The 19,420-nt window shown below is 69.2% G+C and carries 17 protein-coding genes and 1 pseudogene; 11 read left to right on the top strand and 7 right to left on the bottom strand.

The window, feature by feature from the left end; all coding sequences use genetic code 11:
* Positions 1–191: pseudogene (locus ACT4N3_RS08345) on the bottom strand (hypothetical protein); the annotation flags it as partial.
* 43 nt (positions 192–234) lie between these two features.
* On the opposite strand from ACT4N3_RS08345, the gene ACT4N3_RS08340 reads away from it, so the two are divergent.
* Entirely contained in the window at positions 235–1,086 is an 852-nt protein-coding gene (locus ACT4N3_RS08340; RefSeq protein ID WP_444854756.1) for a class I SAM-dependent methyltransferase, read from the top strand.
* Here the strand turns inward: ACT4N3_RS08340 and phaR are convergent.
* On the bottom strand, positions 1,083–1,625 hold the full coding sequence (gene phaR / locus ACT4N3_RS08335; RefSeq protein WP_444854755.1) for a polyhydroxyalkanoate synthesis repressor PhaR: 543 nt from the start codon (positions 1,623–1,625) through the stop codon (positions 1,083–1,085). The genes ACT4N3_RS08340 and phaR overlap by 4 nt on opposite strands.
* Before the next feature lie 103 nt (positions 1,626–1,728).
* On the opposite strand from phaR, the gene ACT4N3_RS08330 reads away from it, so the two are divergent.
* The 3 genes from ACT4N3_RS08330 (at position 1,729) to ACT4N3_RS08320 (ending at position 7,316) form a co-directional block, all read left to right on the top strand.
* The gene (locus ACT4N3_RS08330) at positions 1,729–2,700 is read left to right on the top strand and encodes an alpha/beta hydrolase (protein WP_444854754.1); all 972 of its coding nucleotides are present in this window, start codon (positions 1,729–1,731) and stop codon (positions 2,698–2,700) included.
* A 38-nt stretch (positions 2,701–2,738) separates the two neighbouring features.
* Positions 2,739–3,914, top strand: a complete 1,176-nt coding sequence (locus ACT4N3_RS08325; protein ID WP_444854753.1) for an acetyl-CoA C-acetyltransferase — start codon at positions 2,739–2,741, stop codon at positions 3,912–3,914.
* Positions 3,915–4,088: 174 nt separating this feature from the next.
* Entirely contained in the window at positions 4,089–7,316 is a 3,228-nt protein-coding gene (locus ACT4N3_RS08320) for a TonB-dependent receptor domain-containing protein (RefSeq protein WP_444854752.1), read from the top strand.
* Positions 7,317–7,363: 47 nt separating this feature from the next.
* Here ACT4N3_RS08320 and ACT4N3_RS08315 read toward each other — a convergent pair whose 3' ends face one another.
* The 3 genes from ACT4N3_RS08315 to ACT4N3_RS08305 are packed head-to-tail and all read right to left on the bottom strand — an operon-like array spanning position 7,364 to position 10,759.
* On the bottom strand, positions 7,364–8,422 hold the full coding sequence (locus ACT4N3_RS08315; RefSeq protein WP_444854751.1) for an alanine racemase: 1,059 nt from the start codon (positions 8,420–8,422) through the stop codon (positions 7,364–7,366).
* A 28-nt stretch (positions 8,423–8,450) separates the two neighbouring features.
* Entirely contained in the window at positions 8,451–10,076 is a 1,626-nt protein-coding gene (locus tag ACT4N3_RS08310; RefSeq protein WP_444854750.1) for an MFS transporter, read from the bottom strand.
* 53 nt (positions 10,077–10,129) lie between these two features.
* The gene (locus ACT4N3_RS08305) at positions 10,130–10,759 is read right to left on the bottom strand and encodes a TetR/AcrR family transcriptional regulator (protein ID WP_444854749.1); all 630 of its coding nucleotides are present in this window, start codon (positions 10,757–10,759) and stop codon (positions 10,130–10,132) included.
* A gap of 36 nt (positions 10,760–10,795) precedes the next feature.
* Here ACT4N3_RS08305 and ACT4N3_RS08300 point away from each other — a divergent pair, with 36 nt between their 5' ends.
* Positions 10,796–11,245, top strand: a complete 450-nt coding sequence (locus ACT4N3_RS08300; protein WP_444854748.1) for an abscisic acid-deficient protein Aba4 family protein — start codon at positions 10,796–10,798, stop codon at positions 11,243–11,245.
* A complete protein-coding gene (locus tag ACT4N3_RS08295) occupies positions 11,245–12,066 on the top strand; it encodes a hypothetical protein (protein WP_444854747.1) in 822 nt (273 codons plus the stop codon). Before ACT4N3_RS08300 ends, ACT4N3_RS08295 begins: the two co-directional genes overlap by 1 nt.
* Here ACT4N3_RS08295 and ACT4N3_RS08290 read toward each other — a convergent pair.
* Positions 12,063–12,428, bottom strand: a complete 366-nt coding sequence (locus tag ACT4N3_RS08290) for a GFA family protein (protein ID WP_444854746.1) — start codon at positions 12,426–12,428, stop codon at positions 12,063–12,065. The two genes, ACT4N3_RS08295 and ACT4N3_RS08290, sit on opposite strands and share 4 nt — an antisense overlap.
* Before the next feature lie 9 nt (positions 12,429–12,437).
* Here ACT4N3_RS08290 and ACT4N3_RS08285 point away from each other — a divergent pair, with 9 nt between their 5' ends.
* Positions 12,438–12,923, top strand: a complete 486-nt coding sequence (locus tag ACT4N3_RS08285) for a DNA-deoxyinosine glycosylase (protein WP_444854745.1) — start codon at positions 12,438–12,440, stop codon at positions 12,921–12,923.
* On the opposite strand, the gene ACT4N3_RS08280 is transcribed toward ACT4N3_RS08285, so the two are convergent.
* Positions 12,907–13,638, bottom strand: coding sequence for a 3'(2'),5'-bisphosphate nucleotidase CysQ (locus tag ACT4N3_RS08280; RefSeq protein ID WP_444854744.1), 732 nt, complete (start codon positions 13,636–13,638; stop codon positions 12,907–12,909). The two genes, ACT4N3_RS08285 and ACT4N3_RS08280, sit on opposite strands and share 17 nt — an antisense overlap.
* Before the next feature lie 113 nt (positions 13,639–13,751).
* On the opposite strand from ACT4N3_RS08280, the gene ACT4N3_RS08275 reads away from it, so the two are divergent.
* From ACT4N3_RS08275 to ACT4N3_RS08260, 4 genes are all read left to right on the top strand, one after another.
* Positions 13,752–14,111, top strand: a complete 360-nt coding sequence (locus tag ACT4N3_RS08275) for a hypothetical protein (protein ID WP_444854743.1) — start codon at positions 13,752–13,754, stop codon at positions 14,109–14,111.
* Between the two features lie 97 nt (positions 14,112–14,208).
* Positions 14,209–15,321: an NAD(P)/FAD-dependent oxidoreductase gene (locus tag ACT4N3_RS08270; protein ID WP_444854742.1), complete on the top strand. Its 1,113-nt coding sequence runs from the start codon at positions 14,209–14,211 to the stop codon at positions 15,319–15,321.
* Between the two features lie 9 nt (positions 15,322–15,330).
* A complete protein-coding gene (locus ACT4N3_RS08265) occupies positions 15,331–17,421 on the top strand; it encodes a transglycosylase domain-containing protein (protein ID WP_444854741.1) in 2,091 nt (696 codons plus the stop codon).
* The gene (locus ACT4N3_RS08260) at positions 17,418–19,367 is read left to right on the top strand and encodes a transglycosylase domain-containing protein (RefSeq protein WP_444854740.1); all 1,950 of its coding nucleotides are present in this window, start codon (positions 17,418–17,420) and stop codon (positions 19,365–19,367) included. Before ACT4N3_RS08265 ends, ACT4N3_RS08260 begins: the two co-directional genes overlap by 4 nt.
* The last annotated feature ends 53 nt before the right edge of the window (positions 19,368–19,420 follow it).

Below are 19,420 nucleotides of genomic sequence, written 5' to 3'. Positions count from 1 at the left end.
TAAGAGCGCATTAGCAGCATCGTCAGGCCGGCGACGGCGAACAGCGCCAGCACCTGCACGCCGCGCCAGGGCATCCATCCCCAGCCGTCGATCGTGCGCCGACGCACCCGGCGCCAATCCGCGACGCCCGCCACCAAGGCGAGCGCGAGCAGCGCGCCGTCCGCCATCCACAGCCAGTCTTGCATCGTCATCCGCCGCCCGCCATTGCTCGCCCGCCTATCAAGGGAGAGACTCATGATCCGCCAGACCCCGCTTGTCGCCGCAGCCGTCTTTCTCTCCCTCGCCGCTGGTGGTGCCGTACTCGCTCAGCGAGCAACGACGCCGGCGCCGCTTGCGGCCGCTCACCAGAATGCGTTGCGCACGGCGATCGCCGCGACGACCCGCACGCCGGCCAATGTCGCCCGCGACCGTTACCGCCACCCGTTCGAGACGCTCTCCTTCTTCGGCGTCGAACCGGACGATACGGTGGTCGAGATCTGGCCCGGCGGCGGTTGGTACACCGAGATTCTCGCGCCTTATCTCCACGCCGGAGGCGGCGCTTATTATGCCGCCGCCATGAACGACAATATGTTCGGCGGCGTCCGCCGGCTGACGACCGCGAGCCCGGACCTCTACGGCCATGCCCGGCTCGCCACCTTCCCCTGGTTCGACGGCAGCACCGGCAATCGGGTGCCGGATGGCACGGCCGATGTCGTCCTCACCTTCCGCAACGTCCATAACTGGCAGATGGGCTATCAGCGCGAGGGGCGGCAGCCTTATACCGAGGAGGCGTTCCGGCAGATGTTCGCGATGCTGCGGCCCGGCGGCACGCTCGGCGTCGTCGATCACCGCCTGCCCGAAAGCGCCGATGCCGAGCGCGAACGGACCAGCGGCTATATGAAGGTCTCTACCGTCCGGCGGATGGCGGAGGCGGCCGGTTTCCGCCTGGTCGCCTCGTCCGAGATCAACGCCAATCCGCGCGACACCGCCGATTGGCCGAACGGCGTCTGGACCCTGCCGCCGGCACTCCGCCATGGCGACGAGGAGCGCTACCGGGCGATCGGCGAGAGCGACCGGATGACCTTGCGCTTCGTCCGGCCCCGCTAGCGGCCGAGCTGGTCGAGCTTCTGCTGCAGCGCGGCGAGCTCGGCGCGCAGCGCATCGAGATCGGCCTTGTCCGGCTCGGCCTTGGCCGCGGCTTTCGGCGCCTGCCGGCCCTGACCGGTCGCGGCGGCGGTGAACATCTCCATGTTGCGCCGCGCGATCTCGGCGAACGGATTGGCGACGAGCGCGCCGGTCATCGCTTCCTGCAATTTCGCCTGGTTGCGCTGCAGCTGGTCGAGGCTGGCCTCGAGATATTGCGGCACGACCTCCTGCATGTTGCCGCCATACATGCCGATCAGCTGGCGCAGGAAATTCACGGGAAGCATCTCCGCGCCGTGCGATTCCTCCTCCATGATGATCTGGGCGAGGACGAAGCGGGTGATGTCCTCGCCCGATTTCGCGTCGACCACTTTGAAGTCGCGCTTCTGCCGGACCATCTGGGCGAGCCGCTCCAGCGTGATATAGGCCGAGCTCTCGGTGTCGTAGAGCCGGCGGTTCGCATATTTCTTGATGATCACAGGATCGGCGTCGGACGCAGCCATGGAAACCCCGCAGCAAGGAGAGAAAAGCGCCCTAGCACCGAAGCTTGCCGCACCGCAACATCGCCCCCGGCCGCTGCCGCTCTTCCTCGCCTTGCTGCGCAGCATGACGGAGGGGGCGCCGGCGCGGATGCAGGCCGCATTGGCAGGCCTCAAAAAGTATCAGGATGCCGAGCGCGGGGCCGCGCCACCGCTGATGCCCGCGATCGCCGAAGCGCATGGCGCCAGCTTGCGCGATTATGGCGGTGACGGTCCGACGACCCTCTTCATCCCGTCGCTGATCAACCCGCCGACGGTGCTCGACATGCAGGGGCGGTCGTTGCTCCGCTGGCTGGCCGGACAAGGGTGTCGCGTGGTCCTGCTCGACTGGGGCTGGCCGGGCGCGGCGCGGGGCGCACTCAATGTCGCGGGCCATGTCGAGCAGATCATCCTGCCATTGATGTCGGATCTGGACGGACCGGCCGACCTCGTCGGCTATTGCCTCGGCGGGACGATGGCGATTGCCGCCGGCCAGCTCGGCGAGGCTCGCCGCGTCGTGACGATCGCGGCGCCCTGGCATTTCGACGGCTTCCCCGATCAGGCCCGGGCCGATCTCGCGAAGCTCTGGCATGGCGCTCAAGCCACCGCGCAATCCCTGGGCGTGCTCCCGATGGAAGTGTTGCAGAGCGCCTTCTGGAGCCTCGATCCGGCCCGCACCATCGGCAAGTTCGAGGCTTTCGCGGCGCTCGAAGGCGAGGCGGCGCGCGCCTTTGTCATGCTGGAGGACTGGGCCAATGACGGTCCGCCCGTCCCGCTCGCCGCGGCGCGGGAGATGTTCGAGAGCCTTTTTGCAGGCGATGCGCCGGGCCGCGGCGAATGGCATGTGGGCGGCGAGGTGATCGACCCGGCTGCCCTGCCCTGCCCGTTGCTCAACATCGTCTCGACCACCGACCGGATCGTCCCGGCCGCGAGCGCGCCGCGCGCCGGCGAGCGGCTGGAGCTGGCGCTCGGCCATGTCGGGATGGTCGTCGGCTCGCAGGCGCGCGAACGGCTCTGGGAGCCGCTGGCCGGCTGGCTTTCGCGCCAACGCCTAAGCTGATAGAGGCGCGCCAACCCCAAAATCGGAGACCCAGCAATATGACCGACGTCGTCATCACCGCCGCCAAGCGCACCCCGGTCGGATCCTTCCTCGGCGCCTTCGCCGCCACCCCGGCGCACGAGCTCGGCCGGGTGGCGATCACCGCCGCGCTGGAGCAGGCTGGCGTCGCGCCGGAGGACGTGTCGGAAGTGATCCTCGGCCAGGTGCTGACCGCCGGCCAGGGCCAGAACCCGGCCCGTCAGGCCTCGATGGCGGCCGGCGTGCCGAAGGAGGTTCCGGCCTGGGGCGTCAATCAGGTCTGCGGCTCGGGCCTGCGCGCCGTCGCCCTCGCCGCCCAGGCGATCCAGACCGGCGACGCCGCCGTCGTCGTCGCCGGCGGCCAGGAGAATATGAGCCTTTCCAACCACGCCCAGAATCTGCGTGGCGGCACCAAGATGGGTGACGTCGGCCTGGTCGACACGATGATCAAGGACGGCCTCACCGACGTCTTCAACGGCTATCACATGGGCATCACGGCGGAGAATCTGGCCGAGCAATATCAGGTGACCCGCGACGATCAGGACGCCTTCGCGACCGCATCCCAGAACAAGGCCTCCGCCGCCCGCGCCGCGGGCCGCTTCCGCGATGAGATCGCGCCGGTGACGGTGAAGAGCCGCAAGGGCGAGACGGTCGTCGAGAATGACGAACATATCCGCGACGGCGTCGAGCAGTCCGGGCTCGCGGGTCTGAAGCCCGCCTTCAAGAAGGAAGGCACCGTCACCGCCGCCAACGCGTCCGGCCTCAATGACGGCGCCGCCGCGCTCGTCCTGATGAGCCGCGAGGAGGCCGAGCGCCGCGGCGCGCCGATCCTCGCTCGCGTCGCCTCCTGGGCGAGCGCGGGCGTCGATCCTTCGATCATGGGCATCGGCCCGGTGCCGGCGTCGAGGAAGGCGCTCGAGAAGGCCGGCTGGACGGTCGCCGATCTCGACCTCATCGAGGCGAACGAGGCGTTCGCCGCCCAGGCGCTGGCGGTCGGCAAGGAGCTCGGCTGGGACGCCGCCAAGGTCAACGTCAACGGCGGCGCGATCGCCATCGGCCACCCGATCGGCGCCTCCGGCGCGCGCGTCCTCACCACCCTGATCTACGAGATGCGGAAGCGCGACGCGAAGAAAGGCCTCGCCACCCTGTGCATCGGCGGCGGCATGGGCATCGCGCTCTGCGTCGAACGGGATTGAGGCAAAATATCCGCGCCCGCTCCTCACCGGCGCATCGGCGGTTGTTGCACAAGTGCTACACTGCTGAATAATCGATGAACGTCTAGCGGCCTTACCCTTGTCCCGCGCGGCGGAATCGTAGCACCGTCACCCTGACCGCCGTGCGCCTGCACGGATGGAACAAGGGGATGGCTCATGCGGAATTTGGGTTTGCTCGGCTCCAGCGCGTTGCGCTCGGGAGCGATGTTCGCGCTGGCGCTCGGCGCCGCTGCTCCGGCCTTCGCGGAAGAGACCGCGGCTGCGGCAACCGCGGCCGATGAGGTGGCGACGCAGGGCGACGCGACGGCCGAGCAATCCGATCCCGCGATCGTCGTCACCGGCTCGCGCATCCGGCGTCCGAACCTTGATTCGACCATCCCGATCACGTCCGTCGACGCGCAGCAGCTCACCGAGCAGGCGAACGTCTCGCTCGGCGACGCGCTGAACGACCTGCCCGCGCTGCGCTCCACCTTCAGCCAGGCGAACTCGACCCGCTTCATCGGCACCGCCGGCATCAACCTGCTCGATCTGCGCGGCCTCGGCACCGCCCGCACGCTGGTGCTGGTCAACGGCCGCCGGCACGTCACGTCGAGCCCCGGCACGTTCGACGTCGACGTCAATACGATTCCCGCCGACCTGCTCGAGCGGGTCGACATCGTGACCGGCGGCAATTCGGCGGTCTACGGCTCGGACGCGGTCACGGGCGTCGTCAACTTCATCCTGCGGACCGATTATGAAGGGGTCGCGCTGCGCGCCCAGAGCGGCATCACCAGCTATGGCGACCGGCGCTCCTATTTCATCTCCGGCGTCTGGGGCCGCAATTTCCTCGACAACACGCTGAACGTCGCGGTCGCGGTGGAATATGCCCGCCAGGCGCCGCTCTTCCACGGCGACCGCCCCGAGATGACGGGAGTCTATACCGGCGTGCCCGGCTTCTCGACCGTCGAGAGTACGGTCGGCGAGCTGCCGGCCGGCGACGGCGTTCCGGACACCCGCTTCTTCCAGGGACCGCCGGGGATCACATTCGGGTCCATCTCGCTGAGCGGCGCCGTGCTGACAGCGTGCCCGTTGGCGAATCCGGCGAGCGCGCTCGTGACGGCCCGGCGCGCGGCGGTTTGCACAGGCCTCCGCACGCCGACCGCCGCCGGCCCGAACACCGGCACCGAGCTCTCGGACGCATGGTTCTTCCAACCCGACGGCACGATAATCCGGAACAACCCGGCGCTCGATCTGCGGCAGTTCGGCGGCAGCCAGTTCGGCGGCCAGGGCGCCTCCGGCGTCGAGGGCGCGCAGCTGGCGCCGGGTTTCGAGCGGTTCGCCGTGAACCTGCTCGTCAACGCGGATATCGCGCCGTGGATCAGGCCGTTCGCCGAGTTCAAATATGTCTGGATCACGGCGAACCAGACCTCGACTCAGCCGACCTTCATCAACTCGACGCTGAGCCCGACCTTCAGAACGGACAATCCGTTCCTGAGCGCCCAGGCCCGGTCGGCGATCAACACGATCACCGGCAACCCGCAGGGAAGCATCCACAACTTCAGCTTCAACCGCTTCAACAACGATATCGGCACCCGCGCCGAGGACCATGAGCGCAACACCTTCCGCGGCGTGTTCGGTGTTCGCGGGGAAATCTCGACCACCGGCAACTGGAACTACGAGGTCGCGGTCAATTACGGCCGCACCGAGACGTTCTACGAAACCGGCGGCAACGTCAACGTCGCGCGCTTCAACCGCGCCGCCGACGCGGCGCCCGGTCCGGGTGGCAGCATCCAGTGCCGGGTCAATGTCGACGCCGATCCGAACAACAACGATCCGCTTTGCCGGCCGATCAACCTGTTCGGCTTCGGCGCGCCGGCGACGACCCCAGACGGCCTTGCCTACGTGCTCTATGTCTCCTCGCGCGAGCAATGGGCGGAGCAGCTCAACGCCACCGCCTTCATTTCCGGCGACACGTCGGGCTGGTTCGAGCTGCCCGGCGGGCCGATCGGCCTGGTCTTCGGCGTCGAATATCGACGCGAAGACGCCTTCTCCGATTTCGACGACTTCACCCAGAGCGGCGCGACATTCCTGAACGCCATCAGCGAATTCGATCCGCCCGCGATCGACGTGCGCGAGGCGTTCGGCGAGATCCGGATCCCGATCCTGCGCGACATGCCGTTCTTCCATGAGCTGTCGCTCGAAGGCGCTGCGCGCTACTCAGATTACAGCAGCACGGGCGGCGTCTGGGCCTATAATATCGGCCTGATCTGGTCGCCGGTCCGCGACCTGCGCCTCCGCGGCGGCTATGCCCGTTCGGTCCGCGCGCCGAATCTGGGCGATCTCTTCGCGACCCGCAGCGAAACCTTCGCGAACGGCCTGCTCGATCCCTGCAGCCAGAGCCAGATTCTGCAGGGTCCGAACCGGGTCCAGCGCTGCGCGGAGGCGGGCATCCCGACCACGCTCGTCGTGGACGGCATCACCGTGCCTTGGAACAACACGCCGCAAAGCGGCGTCTCGGGTTTCAACCAGGGCAACCTGGACCTGCAGCCGGAGCGCGGAACGAGCTGGACCGTCGGCGCCGTCATCCAGCCGCGCTGGGTGCCGGGCCTGTCGATCTCGCTCGACTATTACAATATCGAGATCCGGGACGCGATCGCGGGCCTGACCGGCCAGGCGATCATCAACCGCTGCTACGAGGATCCGGTCAGCCTCGCCAACCCGTTCTGCGACGCCGTCTTCCGGCGTCGCACGCCGGGCGACACGTTCCGCGACTTCACGTTCGACGGCCAGAACGACCGGGTCATCGGCGGCAGTGTCGGCGTCATCACGATGCCGCGGCTCGGCCCGGGCTTCCTCAACCAGCCGTTCAATTATCAGTCGCTCAAGACTTCCGGCGTGGATGCGGACATCAGCTATCGCCGGCAGATCCTGCCCGGCGTGACGATGAACCTCCGGGCACTGGTGAGCTGGGTGGACCAGCGGGTGCAGTTCACCTTCATCGCCGATCCGGCCCGCTCGGTCCGCCTGCACGGCACGCTGGGCGACCCGATCTGGGCCGCCAGCCTCACCGCGGGCCTGGACTTCGGCGAGATCGATATCGCCTGGAACGGCAATTATATCGGCGAGCAGACGGTCGATGCCTGGGAGACGATGTTCTCGCACCAGGGCCGGGCGCCGACCAATGCCGACCTACGTTCGCCGGAAGAGGCGCGGCACCCGGATGCGCTCTACCACGCTGTCCGTATCGGCTTCGAGCCGGCCGGCACGCGGCACCGCATCTATTTCGGCGTCGACAATCTGCTGGACCGCAACCCGAGCTTCGGCCTCGACGGCACCGGCGGCGGTGGCGCGATCTTCCCGAACACCGGCCGCTTCTTCTACGCCGGCGCACAAATCCGCTTCTAGCAATCCGCGCGACTTTCACTACGGGCCGCCCTTCGGGGCGGCCTTTTTTATGCCCAGCGCCGCTCGAAGCGCGCGCCGAGGCAGGTGAGCAGCTCATATTGGCTGAGCCCCGATTGCCCCGCCGCGTCGGGCAAATGGAAGTCGAGCTCCAGCCAATCGCCTTCCGCCAGTTCCGGCGCGTCGTCGACGCGAATCGCGGTCAGGTCCATCGAGACGCGGCCGACTACCGGCACGAAGCTTGTCCCGAGCGTAGACGAGGGGCCGCCGGCAATCCGCGCCCGGCCGGTGCCGGAAAAGCCGCGTAGATAGCCGTCGGCATAGCCGAGATTGACGATCGCCAGCTCGCAATCGCGGTTGGCGATGAAGCTCGCGCCATAACCGACCGACTGCCCTGTTTTCGCCTGGCGGCGCTGGACGATCTGCGCCTCGATCCGCGCGACCTGGCGGATATGCCCCTCAGCCTCGGCACGCGGCACGCCGCCGTAGAGGGCGAGGCCGGGTCGGGTGAGATCGAAGGCAAAGTCCGGCCCGAGGCAGACGCCGGCGCTGTTGGCCAGGCTCAGCCGCCGCGCCTTCACCTTCGCCGCGACGGCGACGAAGGCGGCGCGCTGCGCCTCGTTCATCGGCGACTCCTCGTCGCCGCAGGCGAGATGGCTCATCAGCGTGTCGATCGCCAGCCCGTCGAGCAACCCGCTCGCCGCCTGCTCTCCCGTCAGGCCGAGCCGGTTCATGCCGGTGTCGATCATCACGTCGCATGGGCGGCCCGTCTCCTTCCAGCGCGCGACCTGCTCCGGGCTGTTCAGCAGCGGCCGCGCCGGCGAGGCGCGCGCCGCCGTCATGTCGTCCGCGCCGACGCCGTGCAGCACGACGAGATCGAGGTCGCTCGGCCAGGGCATCAGGCCCGCCGCCTCCGCCCAGGTCGAAACGAAGAAGTCGCGGCATCCCGCCGCCTGCAGTCGGTGCACGACCTCGCGCGCGCCGAGGCCATAGCCGTCCGCCTTCACCGCCGCGCCGCACGCCGCGCCGCCGCCGCGATGGGCCAGCCAGTGCCAGTTGGCGACGAGCGCATCGCCATCGAGGGTCAGGCGGAGTGGACAATGCACCATGCGCGCGGGCCTAGCCGCGCCCGCCGCGCTAATCCAGCCGCTTGCCCGACGTCTCGGGGAGCCAGAACAGGCTGACGACCAGCGCCATCGCGACGACGCCGATCGTGTACCAGAGGCCGGAGAAGGGATCGCCGGTCCGCGCCACGATATATTGGCTGATGAAGGGCAGGAATCCGCCGAAATAGCCGGTGCCGATATGATAGGGCACCGAGAGCGACGTGTAGCGCACCTTCGCCGGGAACATCTCGACCAGCAGGGCCGCGACCGGCCCGTAGGTCATGCCCGAGAGCATGCCGATGACGACGATCGCCAGCACGACCTGGATCATGCTGCTCATCGCCGGCGTCGTCTTTTCGAGCCGGTAGCCGGCGCCGGTCAGCGCGCTTTCCAGCGCCGCCGGTTCCTCCGCATTCACGACCGAATCGCCGACCCGCACCTGATAGGCCTGCCCGTTCCAGCCGGGGGCGGGCAGCATCTCATAAGCGATGCCGCGCGAGGTGAGCGCCGCCAGCGCCCGGCCGCAGGGTGTCGCCTGCGCCTGCGCGAACGGGTTGTAGTCGCAGGCGTCGCCCTGGACGGTCACCGGACTGCGCGCCATCGCCGCCGCCAGCTGAGGATTGGCCGCCGCCGCCATCCAGTGGAACAGGGGAAAGAGCAGGATGATGGTGAGCCCGTAGCCGGTGACAATCAGCGGCTTGCGGCCGATCCTGTCGGACAGCCAGCCGAACAGGACGAACCAGAACATCGAGACGAACGCCGCCGCGCCAATCATCGCCCGCGCCGCGGTGTCGTCGATGCGGAGTGCGTTCTGGAGGAAATAGAGCGCCTGGAATTGGGCCGTGTACCAGATCACGGTGAGGCCCGCGGCAACGCCGAACAAGGCGACGATCACCATCTTCACCTGATGCCGGCCGCGGAAGCTCTCGGTGATCGGGTTGCGCGCCGTCTCTCCCGCTTCCTTCATTGCCTGGAAGACCGGGCTTTCCTTGAGCTTGAGCCGCACCCAGAGCGACACCGCCAGCAGCAGGATCGAGAACAGGAACGGGATTCGCCAGCCCCAGGCGGCCCAGGCTTCGCGATCGACAAACCATTCGGAGATCAGCACCACCGCGACCGACAGCAGGAAGCCGCCGATCACCCCGGCCTGGATGAAGCTGGTGTAGAAGCCGCGCTTGTTCCGTGGCGCGTGCTCGGCGACATAGATTGCCGCCCCGCCATATTCGCCGCCCAGCGCCAGCCCCTGCATCACCCTGAGCGTCACGAGGATGATCGGCGCCGCCATGCCGATCGCGGCGTAGCTCGGCACCAGGCCGACCGCCGCGGTGGCGAAGCCCATCAGGGTGATGGTGACGAGGAAGGTATATTTGCGCCCCAGCCTGTCGCCGAGATATCCGAACAGCAAGGCGCCGATCGGCCGCACGCCGAAGCCGACGCCGAACGAGGCCAGAGCGAGCAGGAATTGCGCGGTTTCGTTGCCGACCGGGAAGAATTGCCGGCCGATGATCGCGGCGAGCGTTCCGTAGATGAAGAAATCATACCATTCGAAGACGGTGCCGAGCGTCGAGGCGACGATCACCAGCCGATCGCGCTTCCCGTCGACGACATAATCCTCGCCGACCGCCGCCGCCTGCCCTTCCGCAACCGCCTCGCTCATCCCGCTCCCCTTTGCGGAAAGACTAGGGCGCGGCGGCGCGAGCGGCAAGCGGCCTAGAGGTCGAGATGGTCGAGCACGCGTGGCAGCATCGTCTCGGCGGCGCGTTCGGCCGCGCCCGGCTCCCCGCCGAATGCGCCTTCCAAGGCAAGCCGGGCGAAGCCGTGGACAAGCGACCAGGCCGCGATCGAGGGCGCGCGCTGGACATCATCGGAGCCGTGCATGGCTTCCCCGGCCCCGCGTGCGGCCCGGTCGAGGATCAGAAAGGCGCGGTCCGCCGCGACCTTGAGATCGGGAACGCCCCCGTCGATCAGGCCGCGCCGCCACATCAGGTCGAAGCGAGCCGGATTCGCCAGCGCGAAGCGGACATAGGCCATGCCCTGGGCGCGGATTCGGGCCGTCCGGCTGCTCGCGCTGTCGTCGGCCGCCGCCAGCGCATCGCCGAAATCGCGATACGCACCGGCTGCCACCGCCGTCAGGAGCCCGCGCGCGCCATCGAAATGATGCGCGGGGGCGGCGGGCGAGACGCCTGCCCGCCGTGCCGTCTCCCGCAAACTGAACGCGTCGACGCCACGCTCGGCGATCAAATCCTCGGCGGCGGCGATGAGCGCCTCGCGCAGGGCCCCATGATGATAGCTCCGCGCGCCGCCGGATTCCATGTTGACACTGTTCAGATCATCGGGCATGTCCGATCTGTACGCCGTTAAGATGGGAGTCGCAACATGCTCGATCCGGCCACCGCCTTTTCGCTCGCGGGCCTTCTCGCCATCGCCGGCTGGCTCGCCCTCATCCTGTCGCTGTTCGTCATGTCGTCCCGGCCGATCGCCTGGGCGGCGGCGCGCTTCCTCGTGCCGGCGATCCTCGCCATCGCCTATATCCTGCTGATCTGGACCGGTATGAGCGAGGCGCGAGGCGGCGGCTTCGGCTCGATCGCAGAGGTCCGCGCCTTGTTCGCCAACGACAGCGCGCTTGCGGCCGGCTGGCTTCACTATCTCGCCTTCGATCTGTTCGTCGGCTGCTGGATCGCCGAGGACGGCGTCGCGCGCGGCGTCGCGCGCGTGCTGTTGATCCCTTGCTTCGTGCTGACCTTCCTGTTCGGGCCGGCGGGGCTGCTCCTCTATCTCCTGCTGCGGCTGGCCCTGGGCCGCCGCGCGACCGCGGAGGCGGCGTGATGGCCACCATGGCACGAACGCCCGTCGAGCGGACCATGCTCGCCGAATTGCTCGAGCGGCAGCGGACGCTGGCGATCTACGGCCTGACGCTGCTCGGGCTCGCCGCCGGCACGCTCGTCCTGCAGGCCATCGATCCGCGCCTGCTCGACAGCGGTGTGAACGTCTGGGTGAAGCCGACCAAGTTCTTGGTTTCTATCGGCATCTTCGCGCTGACCGCCGCCTGGTTCTTCGGCTATGCCCGGCCCGAGCGACGGCGCTCGCTGCCGATGCGCACGACCACGCTGCTCATCCTTGTCGGCGGCAGCTTCGAGCTTCTCTATATCCTCTGGCAAGCCAGCCAAGGTCTCGAATCCCATTTCAACACCGGCTCGCTCTTCCACACCATCATGTATGCGCTGATGGGCCTGTTCGCCGTGCTGCTCGTCGGCTCCACCTTGCCGCTGGCTTGGGAGATCGGCCGACGCCCGGCAACCAGGCTGCCACGCGACTATGTCGCAGCAGTGGTGATCGGCCTGCTCCTCACCTTCCTGCTCGGCGGGATGCTCGGCGGCTATATGAGCAGCCAGACCGGCCATGCGGTCGGCGCCCAAGGCGGGCATGTGCCTTTGTTCGGCTGGAATCGCAGCGGCGGCGACCTCCGGGTCGCCCACTTCCTCGGCATTCATGCCGAACAGGCCCTGCCGATCCTCGCCGCGCTCGTCGGCGGCCTTTCCGCCCGGCTGCGCTGGGCGGCGATCGTCGGCGGGGCATCGGCTTATGCGGCGGTGACGCTGGCGGTCTTCGCCCAAGCGATCGCGGGCCGGCCGCTGCTTCCGCTCTAGAGCTTCGCCGCCGCATGCTCCCAGTTCCGCCCGTCGAATGCCCGCGCCGTGATCGCGAGCGCGCCCGGATCATCAAGAGCGTTCAGGTTCACGCTCCATGCCTCGCGGTGAGAACGCGGCTGGTAGAAGCTCTTCACGCCGCAATGCCGGCAGAACAGATGCTCGGCCGCATCGGTGCCGAAGCGGTACGAGGTCAGGTCGCCCGCGCCGCTCAGCAGGGTGAAGTCCTCATGCGGCACGATCAGGTGGCGAAAGCCGGTCATCGCGCACATGGAGCAATTGCAATCGAGCACCTCGACCGCTTCGGCGACATCCACGGCGAAGCGCACCCGCTTGCAATGGCAGCCGCCTTCGATCTTCATGGGCGTCCCATGCACCGCTGCTTCCCGCCCGTCATCCGCCAAGACACCCGCCTGCTGGTCCTCGGCAGCCTGCCGGGCCGGGCGTCGCTGGCGGCCGGCCGCTATTACGCCCATCCACGGAACCTGTTCTGGCGGCTGATCGGCGCGGCGACCGGGCGGGAGCTGGAATCGCTCGCCTATGAGGCGCGGCTGGCGGCGTTGCTCGATGCCGGGGTCGGCCTCTGGGACACGGTCGCGGCGGCGGAGCGGCCCGGCAGTCTCGACGCGGACATCCGCCTCCATCAGCCAAGCGACCTCGCCGCGCTCGTGGCCACCTTGCCGAAGTTGCGCGTCATCGCCTTCAACGGCGACACCGCGGCGCGGATCGGGCGCAGGGAACTGAGCGAGGTACCCGGCCTGGCCTTGATCGATCTGCCATCGAGCAGCCCCGCTTATGCCAGCCTGCCCTACGAAAAGAAGCTGGAAGCCTGGCGTGCCCTCAGCGCCTACCTGTGACGAAGGTGATCGCGCGCGCGGCGAGGTCGGGGCGCCCGATCAGCAGGTCGGGGACGTTGGTGTCCGGCCCATTATAGACCAGCGGCGCCCCATCGATCCGGCTGGCATGGAGACCGAGCCCCAGCGCCACCGCGGCGGGCGCGCAATTGTCCCACTGATGCTGGCCGCCGGCATGGACATAGAGATCCGCCTCGCCGCCGACCACCGCCATCGCCTTCGCCCCGGCCGAGCCCATCTCCTTGAGCTCGGCGTCGAGCCCCGCCGCGAGCGCCAGTGCGATCTCGGGCGGGCGCGTGCGGCTGACCGCGATCACCGGTCGCTCGCGGTCCGGCGCCGTGGCCGGCGGCCCGTCCGAGCGGTACAGCCGTCCCAAAGCCGGCAGCGCCACAGCGCCGACCGCGGGACGGCCGTCCACCGAAAGCGCGATATGCACCGCCCAGTCGTTCCGCCCCTCGCCATATTCGCGGGTCCCGTCGAGCGGATCGATGATCCAGCAACGCGAACAGGCGGTGCGGGCCGGATCGTCCGGACATTCCTCCGACAGCACCGCATCGCCCGGCCGCCACTCGGCCAGCGCGGTCAGGATGAAGCTGTTGGCGGCTTTGTCGGCGATCAGGCCAAGCCCGGCATCGGTCGCGAGCGGACCTTCGCGCAGGCCCATCAGCAGCCTGCCCGCGCCATCGGCCAAATGCGCCGCCAGATCCTCGTCGGTCACTTGCTTCCTCTCCGCCGCCGCGCCGCGAAAGGCAAACGCAGTTAACGGCCTCTTTACCATTTTCCCGTTAACACCCGTCCCTGACGGAGCAATCCTGTCGAAAGGGCACGAACATGGTCATCATTCTCGCCGCGTTCCTGGGGGGCCAGGTGGTCCTGACCGAGATCGATCGCCGCGCGCTCGACACGCAGGCGCGGGCCGAAGCGCGTCAGCCGCGTCGCGCCGCCACCGCGCCGGTCGTCCGGGCGCCGGTCCGCCAGCCGGTCGCGCGCCGCACCAGCACCAGCGGGCTCGATTTCGCGCAGACCACGACGATCTGCCGCGCGTCCGGCAATCAGACGAACCCGGCGCTGTTCCTGTCGCGGATCAGCACCGCTTATTCGCTCTCGCCGGGCGAGGCGACCGCGCTGCGCTCCAGCTGCGCCGCCTATATCGCCGGCCGCAACGACGCGCGCCGCAACGGCAACAACTGACGATCGAAGATCGGCACCCCGGCGCAAGCCGGGGTCCAGTAGACGAGAGCTTCGCCGGGGCGTGACCCGGCGCGCCTGATCGGCTAGCCCGCGCGCCGTGGAGCGCGCGGATTTTCTCATCATCGGCGGCGGCGTCGCCGGCCTGTCGGTCGGCGCTGCCTTAGCGCCCCACGGCAAGGTGGCGGTATTGGAGGCCGAGGACGCGATCGGCCATCACAGCTCCGGCCGCAGCGCCACCTTCTCCCATTATGGCATCGGCAACGCGGTGGTGCGCGGGCTCACCATGCATAGCCGCGCTTGGCTCCTCGAAGCGGATGGCGGCGCGCTCGCCCGCCGACACCCGGCCTTGTTCGTCGCCAACGAGGAGATGCGTCCCGCACTCACCGCGCTCGCCGAGGATATGGCCTGCCACACCGGCTCGCTGGAGGAAGCGGACGAGCCGCGGATGCGCGCGCTCTTCCCCCCTTTGCGCTTCGGCAGCGAGGCGATCGTCGCCGGCATCGCCGATCCGGACGGCCTGAGGCTCGATTCCGACGCGATGCTCCAGCATTATGCCCGCGCGATCCGCGCCGGCGGCGGACGGGTGTTGAACGGCCGGCGGGCAGCGACGATCCGGCCGCAATGGACGGTCGAGGCGGAAGCCGGCGAAAGCTTCTCCGCGCCGATCCTGATCAATGCCGCAGGCGCCTGGGCGGATCAGGTCGCGGCGCTCGCCGGGGTCGCGCCGATTGGACTCAAGCCGCTGCGCCGCACGATCATCATCGTCGATCCGCCCCAAGGCGCGGACGCGCGCGGCTGGGCTTTCGTGAAGACGGCGGTGGACGATTTCTACATTCTCCCCGAAGGCGCGCGGCTCGCCGCCTCTCCCGTCGACGAGATCGAGGACGATCCGCGCGACGCGCAGCCGGAGGATTACGACATCGCGCTCGCCGCCTGGAAGGTCGAGCAATACACGACCCTGTCCGTCGTGCGGATCAGCCATCGCTGGGCCGGCCTCCGCACCTTCGCGGCGGATCGCACACCCGTCGCAGGCTTCGACGCGTCGGCCCCCGGTTTCTTCTGGCTCGCCGGCCAGGGCGGCTTCGGCCTGCAGACCGCGCCGGCGATGGCCGAAGCTGCCGCCGCGCTCGTCACCGGGGCGGCCTGGCCGAAAGCGCTTGCCGAAAGCGGCGTCGCGGTGGATCATCTCGATCCGGCGCGGCTGCGCTGAACGGACTCGATGCTCAACGCCCCACCCCCCGATTCCGGCATTTCGAGCGAGATCTGGGACGGGCTCGCCGACCCTGACCGCACCCGCATCGCCGAGACAATGCGCGAGCAGGCGGCGGTCGAGGCCAAGGCGTCCGAATTATACTATGCCGAAATGGACGCCTCCGGGGCCGGCTGCCCGCCCTGGCGGACCGCTCCGGAGCATCTCCGGGAGCATTATCTCAAGAACGCCCTGTTCGAGCTGAAGCCCCGTTATGTCGGCCTCGCCGATTTCGGCGGCGGCCCGCCCCGGATCGTCGTCGCGACGATCGAGGGCCACCGGCGGCGCGGCGGCGCGGTCGTCGCGCGCATTCGCAAGATCACCAAATATACCGCTTATTCGCTGTTCAGTCTGCTCGCGATCCTGGTCCTCTGGCTCGCCGTCACCGCGCCGCTCAACCAGTCGCTGCAGCCGATCGCCGCGCCCTCCTATCGCGTCGTCGCCGCCGACGGCCAGACGATCGCGCGGCGCGGCGCGATCCGGACCGAGCCGGTCGATGTCACCCGGCTGCCGCCTTATGTCGGCCAGGCGTTCATTGCGATCGAGGACCGGCGCTTCTTCCGCCATCTCGGCGTCGATCCCTGGGGCATGGGACGCGCGGTCTGGCGCAATTTCTGGGCGGGCCGAGTCACGGAGGGCGGCTCGACGATCAGCCAGCAGCTCGCCAAGACCAGCTTCACCGGCGGCGAGCGGACGATGGCGCGCAAGGCGCAGGAGGCGCTGATCACGATCTGGCTGGAGGCCTGGCTGAGCAAGGAGGAGATCCTCAGCCGCTATCTCTCCAACGTCTATTTCGGCAACAATGTCTATGGCTTGCGCGCCGCCGCCCGCTATTATTTCAGCGTCGAGCCGGAGCGGCTGACGCTCTCCCAGGCGACCATGCTCGCCGGACTCGTCAACGCCCCCAACCGGCTCGCGCCCGATCGCAATCTCGCCGGCGCTCAGGCGCGAGCGGCGCTCGTCCTGCGCGCGATGACCGATGTCGGCTTCGTCACCGAGGCCGAAGCGCGCCGTGCAACCCCGGCGCGGCTGCGCCTCGCGCCGCGCGACTCGACGCCGACCGGCACCTATTTCGCCGATTGGGTGCTGACCCAGCTCGATGAGAGCGACCGGGAAGAATATGGCGACCGGCGGGTCGACACGACCCTGGAGCGCGACCTCCAGCGCTCGGCGATCGCCGCGATGCGCGATGTCGATGTCGGCTCCCATCAGGCCGCTCTGGTCGCGATGCGCCTGGACGGCCGGGTCGTCGCGATGCTCGGCGGCCGGGATTACGGCCGCTCGACCTTCAACCGCGCCACCCAGGCGCGGCGCCAGCCGGGCTCGACCTTCAAGCTCTTCGTCTATCTCGCCGCCCTGCGCGCCGGCCTCTCGCCGCAGGACATGATCGAGGACGAACCGATCACCAGCGGCGAGTATCGCCCGCGCAACTACGGCAACACCTATCGCGGCGAGATCACTTTGGCCGAGGCGTTCGCGACCTCCAGCAACGTCGCCGCGGTGCGGCTGGCGCGCCGGGTCGGGATCGGCAACGTCATCCGCGCCGCGCGCGACCTCGGCATCACCGCGCCGATGCGCGAGGACGACCCTTCGATCGCGCTCGGCACCGCCAATGTCAGCCTGCTGGAGATGACCGCCGCTTATGCCGCGGTCGCCGCCGGCTCCTATCCGGTGACGCCGCAGGGGATCATCACCCGACCCGAGGATATGGGCATATTGGAGCGGCTGTTCCGGCCGCTGGTCGGCTCGGGCCGATCCGGCAGCGGCGATTCGGCCTTCGATCCGCTGCGCGGGATGCTGCTGGAGGCGGTTCGGGGAGGCACCGGGCGGGCGGCGCAGCTCCCGGTCGAGACGTTCGGCAAGACCGGCACCACCCAGGATTCGCGCGACGCTTTGTTCATCGGCTTTGCCGGCGATCTCGTCGTCGGTGTCTGGGTCGGCGACGACAACAACCAGCCGATGCAGAATGTCACCGGCGGCGGCCTCCCGGCGCGACTGTGGCGCGCCTTCATGCTACGCGCGATGCGCCTGAATGCGCTGGAGCGGGAGGCGGAGGAATGACGGACATTGCCGCTCCCGCCCCGCCAGCCGAGCCGCCGCTCCCGCAGCCCCCGGCCTGGCGCGAGCGGGTGGTCAAACGCGTCCTCAAGGTTGGGCTCGCGGCATTCGCTTTGGTGGTCGTCTGGCTGATCGTCACCGCGCCTTTGTCCAGTTCGCTTCAGCCGGCCGGCGCCCCGGGCCTCACCGTGCTCTCGGCCGAGGGCGAGCCGATCGCCCGGCGCGGCGCGATCATGGCCGAGCCGGTCGATGTCACCCGGCTCCCCCCCTATGTCGGCCAGGCCTTCGTCGCGATGGAGGACCGGCGCTTCTTCCGCCATGTCGGCATCGATCCTTGGGGGATCGCCCGGGCGATGGTGCGAAACCTGCGCGCCGGCCGCGTGCGCGAGGGCGGCAGCACGATCAGCCAACAGCTCGCCAAGACCAGCTTCCTGACGCCCGACCGGACATGGGGTCGCAAGGCGCAGGAGGCGGTGATCACGCTCTGGCTGGAGGCGCGGCTCAGCAAGGAGGAGATCCTCAGCCGCTACCTCTCGAACGTCTATTTCGGCGACAATGTGTACGGCCTGCGCGCCGCCGCCCGCCATTATTTCAACACCACGCCGGAGGAGTTGACGCTGTCGCAGGCGGCGATGCTGGCCGGCGTCGTCAACGCTCCCTCGCGGCTGGCGCCGACGGTCAATCTCGAAGCGGCGCGGGCGCGGGCGCGGCTCGTCCTCGCCGCGATGCAGGAGGCGGGTTATATCAGCGAGGCGCAGCGGCGCGCGGCGGCGCCCGCGCGCCTGCGCCGCGGCCGCGAGGACAATGTTCCCACCGGCACCTATTTCGCCGACTGGATCGTGCCGCAGGCGAGCGAGCTGGCCGAGGGCTCCTACGGTGAACGCCAGGTCGTCACGACGCTCGACGGCGACCTCCAGCGCCTCGCCGCCCGCATCGTCCGCCGTGCCGGCCTCGGTCGCGCGCAAGCGGCGCTGGTCGCGATGCGTCTGGACGGCCGGGTCGTCGCGATGGTCGGCGGCCGCGACTATGCCGCGAGCCCGTTCAACCGCGCGACGCAGGCCCGCCGCCAGCCCGGCTCCGCCTTCAAGCTCTTCGTCTATCTCGCTGCTCTGCGCGCCGGCTACCGGCCGGACACGATCGTCAACGACACGCCGATCGACCTCAACGGCTGGCGGCCGCGCAACTATGACGGCCAGTATCGCGGGCCGATCACCCTTCGCGACGCCTTCGCCATGTCGAGCAATTCGGTCGCGGTGCAATTGCAGGAGCGGGTCGGCCGCGACGCGGTGATCCGCGCCGCCCGCGATCTCGGCGTCACGACCGACCTGAGGCCCGATCCGACGCTGGCGCTCGGCTCGAACGGCGTCAGCCTGCTCGAGCTGACCGCGGCTTATGCCGCGGTGGCGGCCGGGCGCTACCCGATCCGGCCGCGCGGCATTCCCGGCGAGCCGCCCGGCTGGCTGGATTGGTCGCGGCCCGACGATCAGCTGCAGCGCGACCCGGCCTTCCGAATGCTGCGCGAGCTGCTTTACGGCGTCGTCGCGCGGGGCACCGGCCGCGCCGCGGCCTTGTCCATCCCAACCTTCGGCAAGACCGGCACGACCTCCGACTATCGCGACGCCTTGTTCGTCGGCTTCGCGGGCGATCTCGTCGTTGGCGTCTGGATCGGCAATGACGACAACAGCCCGCTGCCCGGCACGTCAGGCGGCGGCGCTCCGGCCCGGATCTGGCGCACCTTCATGACCGATGCGCTCGGCCTGCGCGCGGCGCGCGCTCCGGCCAGACGAGTCCCGCTATCCCAGGCAGATCGCGGCGCGCCCGAAACCAACGCCGTGGAAACACAGGAGACTCCGGCGCCCCAGCCCGTGCCGCCGCCGCAGCCGACCGCGCCCGAGCTGGTCGCGCCGCCACCCGCGCCAAGGCAGGACGAGCAGCCGCCACGTCTCTAATATGCCCGACATAAGGGGCTTGAATGTCATAACCGGAACGTGAACGAAGCGGC

The sequence above is a fragment of the Sphingosinicella sp. genome, from assembly GCF_052388015.1.
GTDB lineage: Bacteria > Pseudomonadota > Alphaproteobacteria > Sphingomonadales > Sphingomonadaceae > Allosphingosinicella.
The sequence above is the reverse complement of the archived record's forward strand: the minus strand, read 5'-3'. Positions and strand labels throughout refer to the sequence as shown.